At 64.6% G+C, this 13,437-nt stretch carries 16 protein-coding genes; 7 read left to right on the plus strand and 9 right to left on the minus strand.

What is annotated here, in order from left to right:
- Positions 1–10 precede the first annotated feature (10 nt).
- Genes C2U70_RS30550 through C2U70_RS30560 form a run of 3 tightly spaced genes read right to left on the minus strand, consistent with a single transcriptional unit; the run spans position 11 to position 2,587 of the window.
- Positions 11–709 (minus strand): DUF1045 domain-containing protein, encoded by a 699-nt coding sequence (locus C2U70_RS30550; RefSeq protein WP_140982345.1) that lies wholly within the window; start codon positions 707–709, stop codon positions 11–13.
- Between the two features lie 19 nt (positions 710–728).
- Complete coding sequence (locus C2U70_RS30555; RefSeq protein ID WP_140982346.1) at positions 729–1,922, minus strand: alpha-D-ribose 1-methylphosphonate 5-triphosphate diphosphatase; 1,194 nt, start codon at positions 1,920–1,922, stop codon at positions 729–731.
- Positions 1,919–2,587, minus strand: a complete 669-nt coding sequence (locus tag C2U70_RS30560; protein WP_186294571.1) for a chloramphenicol acetyltransferase — start codon at positions 2,585–2,587, stop codon at positions 1,919–1,921. The genes C2U70_RS30555 and C2U70_RS30560 overlap by 4 nt, the downstream gene beginning before the upstream one ends.
- A gap of 205 nt (positions 2,588–2,792) precedes the next feature.
- On the opposite strand from C2U70_RS30560, the gene phnC reads away from it, so the two are divergent.
- The 4 genes from phnC to phnE (C2U70_RS30580) all read left to right on the plus strand — a co-directional run bounded on the left by phnC (position 2,793) and on the right by phnE (C2U70_RS30580) (position 6,419).
- Positions 2,793–3,602, plus strand: coding sequence for a phosphonate ABC transporter ATP-binding protein (gene phnC, locus C2U70_RS30565; RefSeq protein WP_140982348.1), 810 nt, complete (start codon positions 2,793–2,795; stop codon positions 3,600–3,602).
- A gap of 64 nt (positions 3,603–3,666) precedes the next feature.
- Positions 3,667–4,596 carry a phosphonate ABC transporter substrate-binding protein gene (gene phnD, locus C2U70_RS30570; RefSeq protein ID WP_140982349.1) on the plus strand — a complete coding sequence of 310 codons (930 nt, stop codon included), beginning with the start codon at positions 3,667–3,669 and terminating at the stop codon, positions 4,594–4,596.
- 93 nt (positions 4,597–4,689) lie between these two features.
- The gene (gene phnE, locus C2U70_RS30575; protein ID WP_140982350.1) at positions 4,690–5,574 is read left to right on the plus strand and encodes a phosphonate ABC transporter, permease protein PhnE; all 885 of its coding nucleotides are present in this window, start codon (positions 4,690–4,692) and stop codon (positions 5,572–5,574) included.
- Entirely contained in the window at positions 5,571–6,419 is an 849-nt protein-coding gene (gene phnE, locus C2U70_RS30580) for a phosphonate ABC transporter, permease protein PhnE (protein WP_140982351.1), read from the plus strand. The genes phnE (C2U70_RS30575) and phnE (C2U70_RS30580) overlap by 4 nt, the downstream gene beginning before the upstream one ends.
- Positions 6,420–6,435: 16 nt before the next feature.
- Here the strand turns inward: phnE (C2U70_RS30580) and C2U70_RS30585 are convergent, their stop codons facing one another.
- Positions 6,436–6,873 carry a cupin domain-containing protein gene (locus C2U70_RS30585; RefSeq protein ID WP_246666906.1) on the minus strand — a complete coding sequence of 146 codons (438 nt, stop codon included), beginning with the start codon at positions 6,871–6,873 and terminating at the stop codon, positions 6,436–6,438.
- A 105-nt stretch (positions 6,874–6,978) separates the two neighbouring features.
- A complete protein-coding gene (locus C2U70_RS30590; RefSeq protein WP_186294572.1) occupies positions 6,979–7,956 on the minus strand; it encodes an AraC family transcriptional regulator in 978 nt (325 codons plus the stop codon).
- Between the two features lie 88 nt (positions 7,957–8,044).
- Here C2U70_RS30590 and C2U70_RS30595 point away from each other — a divergent pair, with 88 nt between their 5' ends.
- Positions 8,045–8,359: an antibiotic biosynthesis monooxygenase family protein gene (locus C2U70_RS30595; protein WP_186294573.1), complete on the plus strand. Its 315-nt coding sequence runs from the start codon at positions 8,045–8,047 to the stop codon at positions 8,357–8,359.
- 8 nt (positions 8,360–8,367) lie between these two features.
- Here C2U70_RS30595 and C2U70_RS30600 read toward each other — a convergent pair whose 3' ends face one another.
- Both C2U70_RS30600 and C2U70_RS30605 read right to left on the minus strand, forming a co-directional pair.
- Positions 8,368–9,120: a carbonic anhydrase gene (locus C2U70_RS30600; protein ID WP_140982353.1), complete on the minus strand. Its 753-nt coding sequence runs from the start codon at positions 9,118–9,120 to the stop codon at positions 8,368–8,370.
- Between the two features lie 105 nt (positions 9,121–9,225).
- On the minus strand, positions 9,226–9,879 hold the full coding sequence (locus C2U70_RS30605; RefSeq protein ID WP_140982354.1) for a S24 family peptidase: 654 nt from the start codon (positions 9,877–9,879) through the stop codon (positions 9,226–9,228).
- Positions 9,880–10,084: 205 nt separating this feature from the next.
- Between C2U70_RS30605 and C2U70_RS30610 the strand changes: the two genes are divergently transcribed.
- Positions 10,085–10,429, plus strand: coding sequence for a DUF952 domain-containing protein (locus tag C2U70_RS30610; protein ID WP_140982355.1), 345 nt, complete (start codon positions 10,085–10,087; stop codon positions 10,427–10,429).
- On the plus strand, positions 10,426–11,523 hold the full coding sequence (locus C2U70_RS30615) for a quinone-dependent dihydroorotate dehydrogenase (RefSeq protein WP_140982356.1): 1,098 nt from the start codon (positions 10,426–10,428) through the stop codon (positions 11,521–11,523). The genes C2U70_RS30610 and C2U70_RS30615 overlap by 4 nt, the downstream gene beginning before the upstream one ends.
- A 106-nt stretch (positions 11,524–11,629) precedes the next feature.
- On the opposite strand, the gene C2U70_RS30620 is transcribed toward C2U70_RS30615, so the two are convergent.
- Complete coding sequence (locus C2U70_RS30620) at positions 11,630–12,952, minus strand: MATE family efflux transporter (protein WP_140982357.1); 1,323 nt, start codon at positions 12,950–12,952, stop codon at positions 11,630–11,632.
- An 88-nt stretch (positions 12,953–13,040) separates the two neighbouring features.
- Complete coding sequence (locus C2U70_RS30625) at positions 13,041–13,343, minus strand: DUF6460 domain-containing protein (protein WP_140982358.1); 303 nt, start codon at positions 13,341–13,343, stop codon at positions 13,041–13,043.
- Positions 13,344–13,437 lie beyond the last annotated feature (94 nt).

Consider the following 13,437-nt stretch of genomic DNA (forward strand, 5'->3'; position numbering starts at 1 on the left):
CTAACCCACCCTACAAGACTAGTGCCCATTCCCCAATGATGCGAAAGCGCGACGCGGCATCATCCTGCCGGAACAGCGCAATCCGGTCGATCGCAAGCGTATCCAGTCCCAACCCTGCAAACCGCTTCCGCAGCATCTCCACGATCGGCCCGCGACGCTCCGCGTCCAGCCGTCCCGTCAGCGTCATGTGGAAGCGGAATTCCTCCATCACGTAAGGATAGCCCCAGCGTTCCAGATAATCGCACTGGCGCTCGCTGAGCCTGTCCGGCTTGCGCCGGGCGCGATCTTCGGCCGAGAGCGGCGCGCGGAAGGCGTCGAAGTCGCTGACGCAATCGGCGGCGAGCTGTTGCAGCTCGGCGACCGGCTCGGCGGGAATGACGGCAATGAAGCCGGAGATCGCATCGACGATGAGACGGATGACCGGGATCGGCCGCTTCTTCCCGGCAAACGCCGCGCACGCCGCCAGCAGCTCTGCTTCGCTTCGACCCGGCGCCAGCGCCATCGGCGCCTTCAGCGTGGCGTGAAAGCCGTATCTTCTGGGGTCGGACGAGACGTCGCGCCAGTCGGGGGCGACCTGAAGCGCCTCCTTGGGGAACGGGACTTCATCGCCGGAATGCGCGTCGTAGCCGAGCAGCTCGGCACCGAAGCGGGACAGCGCGGCATCGGCGCCGGCGGCGTAGTAGATCGCGTAGCGGGGAAAACCTGTCATCACTTTCAGCATAGCGCCTTTACGCCGCGACGACAGCCTCGCGCGGCGCGGCTGCAACCCCGATCAGCCGCGTTGCGTCGGTGAGGTGCACGAGCCGGCCGGCCGAGATCACGGCGACCACGCGTGGCCGCAGCGAGATCGCGTCGTCGACCAGAAGGATGTCGGCACGGCGGCCCTCGGCGAGAACGCCGCGGTCGGTGAGGCCGGCCGCGCGTGCCGGACCGTCCGAGATCAGCGACCAGGCTTTTGCGAGCGGCAGCACGCCGTCGGCATCGAGCCTGAAGGCCGCGAGCAATTGCGCCGGGTAGTAATAATCGGAGGCGAGCACCGAGCAGAGCCCCTTGGCGATCATGTCGGAGGCCTTGGTCCAGCCGGTATGGCTGCCGCCACGCACCACGTTCGGCGCGCCATAGACGATGGCATCGCCGGCCAGCGCTGCGGCGCGCGCGGTTTCCTCGTTGATGGGAAATTCCGCGATGGCGACGCCCTGCGTGCGAAACGCCTCGCGCATGGCGGGGCTCTCGTCGTCATGCGAGAGCATCCGGATCTCGGCCGCGCGCGCGGTTTCAGCCAGTCGTGCGATCGAGGCCGGGACGTCGGCCGCGCGGGCGACGATGCGTCCGACCAACTCGTCGAACGCCGCGCTCGACAAGCCGGTGCGCTCGACCATGCGGCTGCGCTTGTGCGCCTTCGCCATGTCCGCGACCGTGCCGTTCATGTGGTCGTTGAAGGCGAACAGATCGATCCGGCCCTCGGCCAGCCATTCGCAGATCTCGGCTTCCGCATCGAGATTGTAGGTCTCGTGCCGCAGATGGAAGCGGGTGTCGGCGAAGAATTGCGGCCGCAGCCGCTCGATTGCCTCGAGCAGGCGCCGTGCGTTGTCGCCGCTGCGCAGGCCGGGCTCCCACGACCAGGTCGCGGCGTGAAAGACCGTGGTGATGCCGTTGCTGATCGCCTGCCGGTCGCTGTCGACGAGCGCGACGTCGATCGGGAAGTCGACGCCGGCGCGCGGCATCATCTGTCGCTCGAAGGCGTCGCCATGGATGTCGACGATACCGGGCATCACCAGCAGGCCGCTCGCGTCGATCGCGATCTGTGCGCGGGCGCGGCTACCGCCGATCTCGGCGATGTCCTGGCCTGAGATTGTCAACGACGTCTCGGCAAGCTCCGAACCGATCAGGGCCCGGCCACACTGAAGGAAAATATCGGTCACGCGAGGGCGCTTCTCTTGGCTGAGGGAGGCTGGTTGGCGAGGGCCCTTGATTCGTATGTCGCGAGGAAATCTTCAATCCCGAGCTTGCGAAAATCGGGCAGTGCGCCCCGCAAAGTTTCGTGATCCCAGTCCCACCAGGCGAGCTTTGCCAGCCTGCCGGCGATCTCCTCCGAAAACCGTCGTCGGACGATGCGGGCTGGATTGCCGGCAACGATGGTGTAGGCCGGCACGTCCTTGGTGACGATGGCGCCGGCCGCGATCACCGCGCCGGTGCCGATGTTGCGGCCGGGCAAGACGATCGCGCCATGGCCGATCCAGACGTCGTGGCCGATATGGATGTGATGCTGGCGCCGCCATGCGAAGAAGTCGAGATCGTCGCTCTCGCCCGGAAAATACGCGCTCGAACGATAGGTGAAATGCGCCTGCGTCGCCCGGTGCATGGGATGATTGCCCGGGTTGATCCGCGTCATCGCCGCGATCGAGCAGAACTTTCCGATCGTCGTGTAGGTGATCTGGGCATCGTTCACGACGTAGGAGTAATCGCCCATCGTCACGTCGTGCAGGATGGTGCGTGCGCCGACTTCGGTATAGGCGCCGAGCGTGGTCTCGTGCAGCCTGGCCGTGGGGTCGATGGTGGGTTGGACTGAGAGCGCTTTGGCGGCCATGGGTACGTCCGGAAGGAGGGCAGGGGGCACGTCTTCGGGAAGCATGATCACTTCGGGAAGCATGATGACAATGTCATGACGATGCAATGACAGTGGATGCAGTGATAGTGGATGAGTGCGGGCGAACGCCGCACCGCAACGCCCATGTCACACAATTGTTAACCAGCGGCGTTAGCCGTGGGGCTCGGCTAATCTGGAGCCCTGCATGCTTGTGGTTGATGGTCTGACGTGTCGCTTCGGCGCCAAAGCCGCGGTTGATAACGCCTCGTTCGAGATCGCGCCCGGTGGCTTCGTTGGCGTGATCGGTCGCTCCGGCGCCGGCAAGTCGACGTTGTTGCGCGCCATCAATCGCCTGGTGACTCCATCGCAAGGCCAGATCATGTTCGACGGCGTCGACGTCACCGCGCTGCGCGGCAGGGAGCTGCGGCAGTGGCGCGCTCGCTCCGCCATGATCTTCCAGCAGTTCAACCTCGTCGGCCGTCTCGACGTGCTCACCAATGTGCTCATGGGCCGCCTCGCCGCAATGCCGGCCTGGCGCTCCCTCTCGCAGGTCTGGCCCGAGCAGGACTGCGCGCTGGCGATGTCGGCGCTCGAGCAGTTCGACATGGCGAGCCTGGCCGCGCAGCGCGCCGACCAGCTCTCCGGTGGCCAGCAGCAGCGCGTCGCGATCGCGCGCGCGCTGGTGCAGCAGCCCGACATCATTCTCGCCGACGAGCCGATCGCCTCGCTCGATCCGCGCAACACCAAGATCGTGATGGATGCGCTGCTGCGCATCAACAAGCATTTTGGCATCACCGTGCTCTGCAATCTGCATTCGCTGGATCTGGCGCGGACCTATTGCGACCGGTTGATCGGCATGTCCGCAGGCCGCGTCGTATTCGACGGCGCGCCGTCCGCGCTCACCGAACACATCGCGCGCGAGCTCTACGATCTCGAGGCCAATGAAGTCATGGGCGGCACGCCTATGCCGGTGCCGGAAGGCATCCCCGCGCTCGGGACCGCCGCAGCCGCCTGAGAGCCGTACGCCACGTGTAAAGAGTTTTTGCGTCAACGCTTCCAACCGAATGAAAGAGGGTATCATGATTACTCGTAGGCTCGTTCTTGCCGGCGCGGCTGCGCTCGCCTTTGCTGCTCCCGCCTCCGCCGAAGACTGGAAGGCGAAATATCCCGAGATCACCTTCGCGGTGGTCCCGGCCGAAAACGGCTCGGGTGTCACCGAACGCTGGACGCCGTTCGTGAACTATCTCTCCAAGGAACTCGGCGTGAAGGTCACGTTGCGCGTCGCCAACGACTACGCCGCCGTCATCGAGGGCCAACGCGCCGGCAACATCCAGATCGCATATTACGGCCCGGCCTCCTTCTCGCGCGCGCGACTGACCGGCGTGAAGACCGACGCGTTCGCGATCGACGTCAATTCCGATGGCACGAAGGGTTACTATTCGGTGTTCTACGTGCTGGCGAAATCGCCGTACCAGAAGATCGAAGACCTCAAGGGCAAGAATCTCGGCCTGGTCGATCCGAACTCGACTTCGGGCAACAACATGCCGCGCTACAAGCTGAACCAGTTGGCCGTAGATCCCGACGCATTCTTCTCCAAGGTCGTTTTCACCGGCAGCCACGAGAACGCCGTGCTGGCGCTGGCGCAGGGCACGGTCGACGTCGCCGCCAACTGGTGGAACGCGGATGACGATTCGAACCTCACTCGTATGCTCAACAAGGGCATGGTGAAGTCGACCGACGGCACGCCGATGAAGAAGGAGGATTTCCGCATCATCGTGAAGTCCGACCTCATCATCAACTCGCCCTACGCCTATCTCAGCGACCTGCCGGCCGACATGAAGGCCGCGATCAAGCAGGCCTTCATGGATGCGGCGAAGAAGGATCGCGAAGCCTACGACAAGCTCTCCGACGGCAAGAACAAGCCTTGGGAGCCGATCGCGAACGAGGACTACAACAAGACGATCGAGCTCATTAAATTCGTCGACAATCTGCGCAAGAAGGGGTCCTGATCTCGCTGGGACCACGCACCTGGAGCCGGGTCACTTGACCCGGCTCTTTTCTCTCGCGGGTTGCTGCCTTTGATCCCATGGCCCTTTGATTCCATGACCATTGCCGTCTCCATCCTTCCCGAGCAGCAGCTCGCCACGCTGAATGCGGCCTATCGCAAGGCGGTCGCGCGCAAGCGGCTGCGCCTGTCGGTCGGCGCTTTGCTGTTCGTCGCGGCCTTGCTCGTCGCGGCGATCGGGGCAGAGGTGAATCTGCGGACGCTGTTCACCTATTTCGGAAACTTCATCAGCTATTTCGATCGCATCCTGACGCTCGATAGCGGCCAGCGCGTCTGGACCGATTTCGGCGAATGGTTCTGGGGATGGCGCAAGTGGCTGCATCTGCTGGGCGAGACGCTGCTGATCAGCTATGTCGGGACCCTGATCGGCGCGGTCTTCGCCTTCGCGCTGAATTTCCTTGCGGCTGAAAACACCTCGCCGGGGCCCTGGCTGCGCTTCGCGGTGCAGCGCCTGCTCGAATTCGCCCGCACGGTGCCAGGCATCGTGTTCGCGTTGATCTTCGTCATCGCCTTCGGTCTCGGACCGATGGCCGGCGTGCTCGCCATTGCCATCCACTCCACCGGCGCGCTCGGAAAACAGTTCGCCGAGTTCGTCGAGAATGCCGACATGAAGCCGGTCGAAGGCGTGCGTTCGACCGGCGCAAGCTGGCTGTCCTGCATGCGCTTCGCCGTGCTGCCGCAGGTCTCCGCCGGCTATGCCAGCTATGCGTTGCTCCGCTTCGAGATCAACGTCCGTGAGGCGTCGGTGATGGGCTTCGTCGGCGCCGGCGGCATCGGCATGGAACTGATCGTCGCCATCCGCAAGTTCTACTATTCCGACGTCAGCGCGATCCTGCTCACCATCATCGCCACGGTTTTCGTCATCGACATTGCGACCGGTTGGGTGCGCGGACATCTGTTCGGTAAGGAGGCGCGGACATGAGCCGGCGGCCGCACATCGAGCCGGAAGAGCTTCGAAAGCGCTATCCGCAAGTCTTCGATCCGCCGATAACCTCGCGGCTGGCGACCCCGGCGATGCTCGCGGCCGCGCTCGCGATCCTGGTGTTCGGCCTCGTCGATCTGGATTTCTCGGTGTCGCGCCTCATCAACGGCGTCGGGCAACTTGGCTGGATCTCCCTAATGATGCTGCCGCCAGATCCGGGCTCCTCGCTGCCGATCTATCTGAAGGCGCTGGGCGAAACACTCTCTATCGCGCTGCTCGGCACCACGCTTGCCGCGGTCTTCGCGCTGCCGGTCAGCCTGCTCGCCGCGCGCAATGTGATTCCGTCAGCCATCTTCCGCTTTCCAGTGCGGCGCTTCCTCGATTCCATCCGCGGTGTCGATACGCTGATCTGGGCGCTGGTCTGGATCAATGTCGTCGGCCTCGGCCCGTTCGCCGGCGTGCTCGCGATCGCGGTCGCCGATTTCGGCGCGTTTGGCAAACTGTTTTCCGAGGCGATTGAAGGCGCCGACCAGAAGCAGGTCGAAGGCATCCGCGCCTCCGGCGGCAGCGCGCTGCACGAGATCCGTTTTGGCCTGATGCCGCAGGTGCTTCCGGTCATCGCCGGCCAGGTGCTCTACTTCATCGAATCCAACACCCGCTCGGCCACCATCATCGGCATCGTCGGCGCCGGCGGCATCGGCTTGCAGCTCGCCGAGCAGATCCGCGTGCTGGAATGGCAAAAAGTCTCGTTCCTGATCCTGATGATTTTGGTTGCGGTCGCCGCCATCGACTGGATCTCCGGCAAACTCCGCTTCGCCATCATCGGCCAGCGCGCCGTGGCGTAGGCAACGAGAGCGCGGTCTAAAGCGGCTCGCCTGCCTTTGTTGTGAATCGGTAGGCGCCGTCCGGTCCCAGCACCGCGTGCATGTCCACATCGGGGTAGACGATCTCGTCGTCCGGCGTGCGGTCGCCGATCACGAGCAGCCTCACGTCACGGTCTGAGCGGTTGACGAACCGGTGCGCGTCGCCGCTTCCCGCCGGGAAACCGGCGCAAATCCCGGCCGTCAAAACTTGTGCGCCGCGATTGGTTTCCAGAACCACCTCGCCCTCCACCACGAAAATGAATTCGTCCTGGCGCGAATGCGCATGACGGAACGAGGATTGTCCGCCCGGTACGATGCGGGTCAGGTTGACGCCAAAATTCGTCAGCCCGGCATGATCGCCGAGGCGCCGATTGTATCGGGCCTGGTTTGCGGCGCGGTGAACTTCGGGATAGCTGGTGAAATTGCTCTCCGCCACGTCGATCGGGTCGAAGGCGGGAAGCTGCGGTTTCGATGGTGCTGTCACGATGCGTTCCTCAGGTGTTGCGACGCGACGGCGTTCGCCGGCCGCGACAGCTTGGCTTTAGAGCTGCGGTCGTCGCGCAGTATTGGCAGAAATTGCATGTCGCGCGCCGCCGGTCGGTCCGTCACGTGCCGCCCGCGCGAACTGCAGTGGTGTAATGCCGTAGCTGCGCTTGAAGTGCTTGTTCATGGCGGCCTGGTCGCAGAAACCCGCCGCCAGCGCGCTTTCGGCCAGCGAATGCCCTCGCTTCAAGTGACGGCAGGCGGCATTCATTCTGATATGGAGGAGATAGGCGTGCGGCGTCACGCCGACGGCACGCTTGAATAGCCCGATCACCTGGAAGCTTGTGAGGCCGGCCGTGCGAGCAAGGTCGTCGAGGCTCACATGCTCGGCGTGCCGCTCCCGCATCAATGCGAGCAGACGCTTCATGACTGCGTGGTCGCGCGGCGCGCGCTCGGCCCGTCCGCCGCCCCTGCCATAGCGGCCGAACAATTTGCCGAAAGCCTCGATGGCGAGTTCATCCGCGAGCAGCTCGTCGTCATCGCGCGCAAGTGCCCGATGCAGCCGGGCGAACCGCGCAATCAGGTCAGCATCGCTGATCATGCTCTCCATGAAATAGGGCACGTCGTGGACGCCGAACCGGCGGGCGAGGTCGTCGATCGCACGTTGCGTGAGATAGAACGCACGGTAGCGCCAGCGCACACTGTCGCCCATTCGCGCCGACTGGCGCTCCTCGGGGTTGGAAACGAAGATGGTGGAGGCATCGACCTTCCCCGTGACGCCACTGTTGGCGATTTCGGCGCTTCCGCTCTCCGTCACGGCAATGACGAAGGCGTCATGGGTATGGGGCGCATAGTCGTGACGGCTGAAGTCGGCGTGCAGCAGGCTGAGCCCGCGTATGAGCCGGCTCTGCCAAAACATCGAGTAGTTTCCGGTGTCCCGGCGCGCCATATCACTGCCCTTTCTCGCATTGTGACGCGCTCGCCGCGGCACCGGTAGGCAAAATCGGGATGGGAGATCTGCGGCAATTTCAGCCAAGACGATCCGCTGCCGCCCCGCCACCCTGCGCCTGTTGTGCAACCGGCGGCTAATCGGAAGCCAAACTACTCAAGCATTGGAGAATGAGATGATCGCTCGCATCTGGCGTGCCACCGCCACCCACGAGAATGCGGCAGACTACCAGCGCCATTTCGCGAGCCGGATCGTGCCGCATCTCAAGGCCATCAACGGCTTTTCCGGCGCAAAACTCCTGCGCCGGGAGAGCCATGACGGCATTGAGCTGCTTGCGATGACGCTCTGGCAAAGCCTCGACAGCGTGAGGTCCTTCACCGGACCGGATCCGGAACGGGCCGTCATCGATGCCGACGCGCAGGCCATGCTGTCGACATGCGATGAGACGGCCGCCAACTACGAAATCGTCGTCGACGAGCTCCGCGCCTGATCGGTGTCTCAACTCGACCGCAGCACGTAACGGCGATTGTCCTTCTGCACGGGACGGGCGTTCATCGGATAGAGTTTTGCGAACGCGGCCACATCCGTCGCGGCGACAGGAATCGGGTCTGCCAGCACCAGCCACTCGACGATCTCCGAGCAGGGCGGTGTCGTGAGCGAGCCCGTATAGCGGTAGTAGCCGAGCTTTGGCGGCAGCAGCGCGCCCGGATTGAAGCCGGCGTCGGCCTTGACCGCCGGTCCTTCCTTGTCCGGCATGGTCTTGACGACCTTGCTGAACGCGGCGTTCGGCTTGCCCTCGGCCAGTAGCACGCCGACGACCGCGAGCCCGCCAGCATCGGCACGGTGCACGAAATGCGCCTCCATCGGATAATTCTTGCCGGCGATGGTGTGCTCGCTCGGGCGATGGAAGTGCACCTGGACCAGCTTGTATTTGACGTCGCCGAGCGTGAGCGTGCCGCCTTCGGCGAAATTGAGCTGGATCGTATGCCCGTTGTTGACGATGGTATCGGCGGATTTGGGCCAGCTCAGCTTCAGGGTGGGCAATTGCGACTTGATGGCGTGATCGATGTCGATCGGCGACTGCTGCGAGCCGATCGAGCAGGCCTTGTTGGCCGCGTCGAGGTCGCCCCATTTTGCGGGACCGCCCGCGCCCTCATAGCTCCAATGCACGCCTTCTGCGGCAAATGCCGGCTTGCACAGCGGACAAAGGGCGAGAGCCGCAAAGGCCTTGAGCGCGTCGCGACGGTTCATGAGATTCCCCCTGGCATGAGGTTGATACGTGATGCCGGCGCAACCTATGTGAAGGGAACCCTGAGTCGCAAGCGTTGTCGGTCCTGGATTTTGCCGTCGAAAAGCCTACTGGCTCGCCCAGGCGATCCGCGCGATCCATGCCACGTCGGTCGCGGCCAGCGTGCGGTCGGCCTGCGCGGGATCGAGTGCGGCGAGCTCCAGCACCTTTGCCGTGCGGCGCTTCAAGGCTTTCACCATCAGCTCGCCCGCTTTGGTTTTCACCACGACGCGGTCGCCGCGCCGCACCGGCATGCCCGGCGACACCAGGATGACGTCGCCGTCGCGATAGGCGGGGGCGAGCGCATCGCCCGATATCTCGAGCGCAAAGGCGTGATTGTCTTCCGCCGCCGGCGGCGCCATCCGCGTCCAGCCCTTGCCCGTGGGCATGCCGAGCTCATTGAATTGGTCGATGTTGACGGCCTGCGCAAAACCGATCAGCGGCACCGACCGGCCATCGCCGCCGCCGTCCCCGATCAGCTTCACAAACGTCTCGATCGAGGAGCCCGCGGCACCCAACGCCTTCGCGATCGATTCGGTGGAGGGCCAGCGCTCGCGGCCGTCAGCCGTGACGCGCTTGCTCTTGTTGAAGGTGGTGGGGTCGAGACCTGCGCGCTTGGCAAGTCCGGAGGGGGACAGGCCGGCGCGCTCCGCCAGACGATCCAGCGCTCCCCAGATCTGATCGTGGGTCAGCATCCTCTGCGCTTTGGCTTGTCTGACCATCATAAGGTCCAGCCTGTCGCAAGTTAGGAATATCTGCCTCAAATCAACCGGTTTTCCGTTTTCCGTGCAAGAGGAGGCAGCCAAGCCTTGAGTTCGGGAAGGCCCGCCTTTACGGTCGCGCCGGCTTTCCCGGACCGTGGCCAGAACGGCGCGATCCGAAAAACCCCAACAAAGTCAAAGAGAAACTGGCAGGGCTCCGGAGCAATTGGCCAATATTTACAAAATTTGCCTGGCCTCGGCCTGGCGGGAGGCGGAGCGGCAGGGTGTGTACACCGGCAGCGCCGACGACGCGCGCGACGGCTACATCCATTTCTCCACCGCCGCCCAGGTTCCGGAAACGGCGCGAAAACACTTTTTCGGCCAGCGCGCGCTGTTCCTGGTCCAGGTCGATGTTGATGCTCTCGGCGACGCACTGCGCTGGGAGCGCTCGCGCAATGACGAGCTGTTTCCGCATCTCTATGCCGAACTCGATCTCGGCGCGGTGATTGCGGTGATCAACCTCAACACGCGCTCCGACGGCTACCACGACATTCCGGAGCTCGCCCCGTGATCCGTGCCTTCGACGCCTTCTCGCTGCCGGTTTTGCGCTGGCTCGATCCTGAAGACGCGCATCGCCTCGCGATCCACGGCTTGCGTTTTCTGCCGCCGGTCAAGCCGCGCGCCGACGACCCGAAGCTCGCGGTGCGCGCCTTCGGGCTCAACTTTCCCAATCCGGTCGGCCTCGCCGCAGGTTTTGACAAAAGCGCGGAGGTGCCCGATGCGCTGTTGCGGCTCGGTTTCGGCTTCGTCGAGATCGGCTCGGTGACGCCAAAACCCCAGGCCGGCAATCCGCGGCCGCGGCTGTTTCGCCTGGAGCGCGACGAAGCCGTCATCAACCGCATGGGTTTCAACAATGACGGCGCCGAGGCCGCGTTGCGGCGGCTTGCGGCGCGGGCTCAGAACGGCGGCATCGTCGGCGTCAATGTCGGCGCCAACAAGGATTCGCCCGACCGTGTCGCCGACTACGTTAAGCTGATCGAGACCTTTGCGCCGGTCGCAAGCTATTTCACCGTCAACATCTCCTCGCCGAACACGCCGGGCCTTCGCAACCTGCAGGAAGGCGCGCTGCTCGACGATCTCCTGGCGCAGGTGATCGACGCGCGCGAGCGGGTGCGCGAGAAGGCCGGCGATACGCCGGTGCTGCTCAAGATCGCGCCGGACCTGAGCCTGGCGCAACTCGACGACGTCGTGCATGTCGCGCGGTCGCGCAAGGTTGACGGCATGATCGTGTCGAACACCACGATCGCGCGGCCTTCGACATTGCGCGAGCAGATGCGCGCCAAGGAGCAGGGCGGCCTGTCGGGCCGGCCGCTATTCCGCCTCTCCACGCGCATGGTCGCAGAGACCTATGTGCGCGTCGAAGGCGCATTCCCGCTGATCGGCGTCGGCGGCATCGATTCCGGCGGCGCCGCGCTGACGAAGATCCGCGCCGGCGCCAGCCTGATCCAGCTCTATTCGGCGCTGGTCTACAAGGGGCTCGGCCTCGTCGAGGACATCAAGCGCGACCTCGCCTCGACGCTGCTGCGCACCGGGCGCGACTCGCTGTCGGAAATCGTCGGCGCCGATGCCGCGACGCTGACGGCGGAGGACTGGCCGACGCTTTGATTTTGCGCGGCTTCGTAGCCCGGATGGAGCGCAGCGCAATCCGAGACCGGTCTCACCGCGATGCGAGTTTCCCGGATTACGCTGCGCTCCATCCGGGCTACGGCACTCAGCTTTTGAACGACGCCCGGTACAGCGCCGGATAGCGCGCGCCCTGCAAGCCGCCGCGGGCGACGTAGAAGGCGATCATCGCGCTCCACAGGCCGGCATTGCCAAAGCCACTCAACACCCACCAGGCAATCAGGAAGATCGCGAGCGAGGCCAGCATCAGGTTGCGCATCTCGCGCGCCCAGGTGGCGCCGCCATAGATGCCGTCGAAGCCGAATGCGAAGGCGCCGGGCAGCGGCGCGATGACGATGAACACCAGGAAGTCGCGGGCCGCGCGTCGGACCGCGTCGCTGGTGGTCATCAGATCAATCAGCGCGGGGCCGGCGAACGCGAACAGCGCCGCGACGACAAGCGCGAAACCGATGCCCCAGGTCAGGACCAGCCGGGTCGAATCGGCAAAGCCGCGGGCATCGCGCGCGCCATAGGCGCGGCCGCAGAGCTGCTGCGCGGCATTGGCAAAGCCGTCGAGGAAGAAGGCGCTGACCAGCAGAAAATTGTTGAGCACGGAATTCGCCGCCAGCGTGACGTCGCCGGCGCGCGCGCCCTTGGCGGTGAAGAACAGGAACACGGTGATCAGCGCCGCCGTGCGCACCATGATGTCGCGGTTGACCGACAGCATCCGCATCAGCTTGTCGCGGTCGAACAGCCGCGCGCGGGGCACGGCAAAGCCGTCCTTTGCAAGCTGCCGGCAGACGAGCACGCCGAGACCGACGCCGACCGCCTCAGAGAGCACGGCCGCGATCGCAGCCCCCGCGATGCCGGTGTGATAGACGAGCACCAGCAGCACGGTTGCGATCATGTTGATGAGGTTGATCGCGATCTGAAGCAGCAGCGCCCGGTTGGCGCGGGCCTGTCCGACCAGCCAGCCAAGGATGACGTAATTGGCGAACGCCAGCGGCGCCGACCAGATCCGGATCATGAAGTAGGTTCTTGCCGCGTGTGTCACGCCCTCGCTGCCGCCCATCAGGCTGAAGAGCGCGGCGGCAAGCGGCAGTTGCAGCACGATCAGCGCGACGCCGATCAGGCCCGCCACGATGAAGCCGCGCATCAGGATCGCGCCGTAGTCGTGCGTCTCGCCGGCGCCCATCGCCTGCGCGGTGAAGGCGAGCGTCGAGATGCGCAGGAAGGCGAACAGCCAGAACAGGCAGTCGAAGATGACGGATGCCATCGCGACCCCGCCGAGCAGCGCCGCATCGTTCAGGCGCCCGATCGCGATGGTGGAGACGACGCCGATCAGCGGCGTGGTGAGGTTCGCCACCATCGCAGGCCCTGCGATGGCAAACATCTGGCGCGTGGTGACCTTGGGGTGAACGGGGGCGTGCATGGTCAGGCAGGTCTACCTGCCGCGCGGTCCAAATGCATCTCCGCAGCCGACATAGCGCAAATGCATCGGCTGCGGAGTCGCCAAAAAACTACCGGCCGCGCGGCGTGCCGAACAGGCGCGACAAGAACCAGATCGGGACCACGATCACGGCGCCGAGCAGGAAGTAGCGCCACAGCCAGTTGATGGCGTCGAAGCCGAGGTCCCAGAGCCGCTGGAACAAGAGGCGGATGCTGTGGATGATATTCCAGGGATCGAAGCCGATCGCGGCCAGCACGACGCCGACCAGGATCGAGAGCAGGATGAGCCGGAATGCGACCGACAGCGGTGAGCCGCCGAGAAAGCGGTACAGGCCGTCACGGCTTCCCGGCAAATCTCTGACGTCGTTGGTCATCGCAAATAACTCCTCGCGGGCTCTGCCGCATTATAGGTCAAGGCGGGGGACATGGGGAACCCGGTCGTATCAGTCAATCAGCTTACCGCATTTT

Source organism: Bradyrhizobium guangdongense (assembly GCF_006483445.1).
In the GTDB taxonomy this organism is placed as follows: domain Bacteria; phylum Pseudomonadota; class Alphaproteobacteria; order Rhizobiales; family Xanthobacteraceae; genus Bradyrhizobium; species Bradyrhizobium guangdongense_A.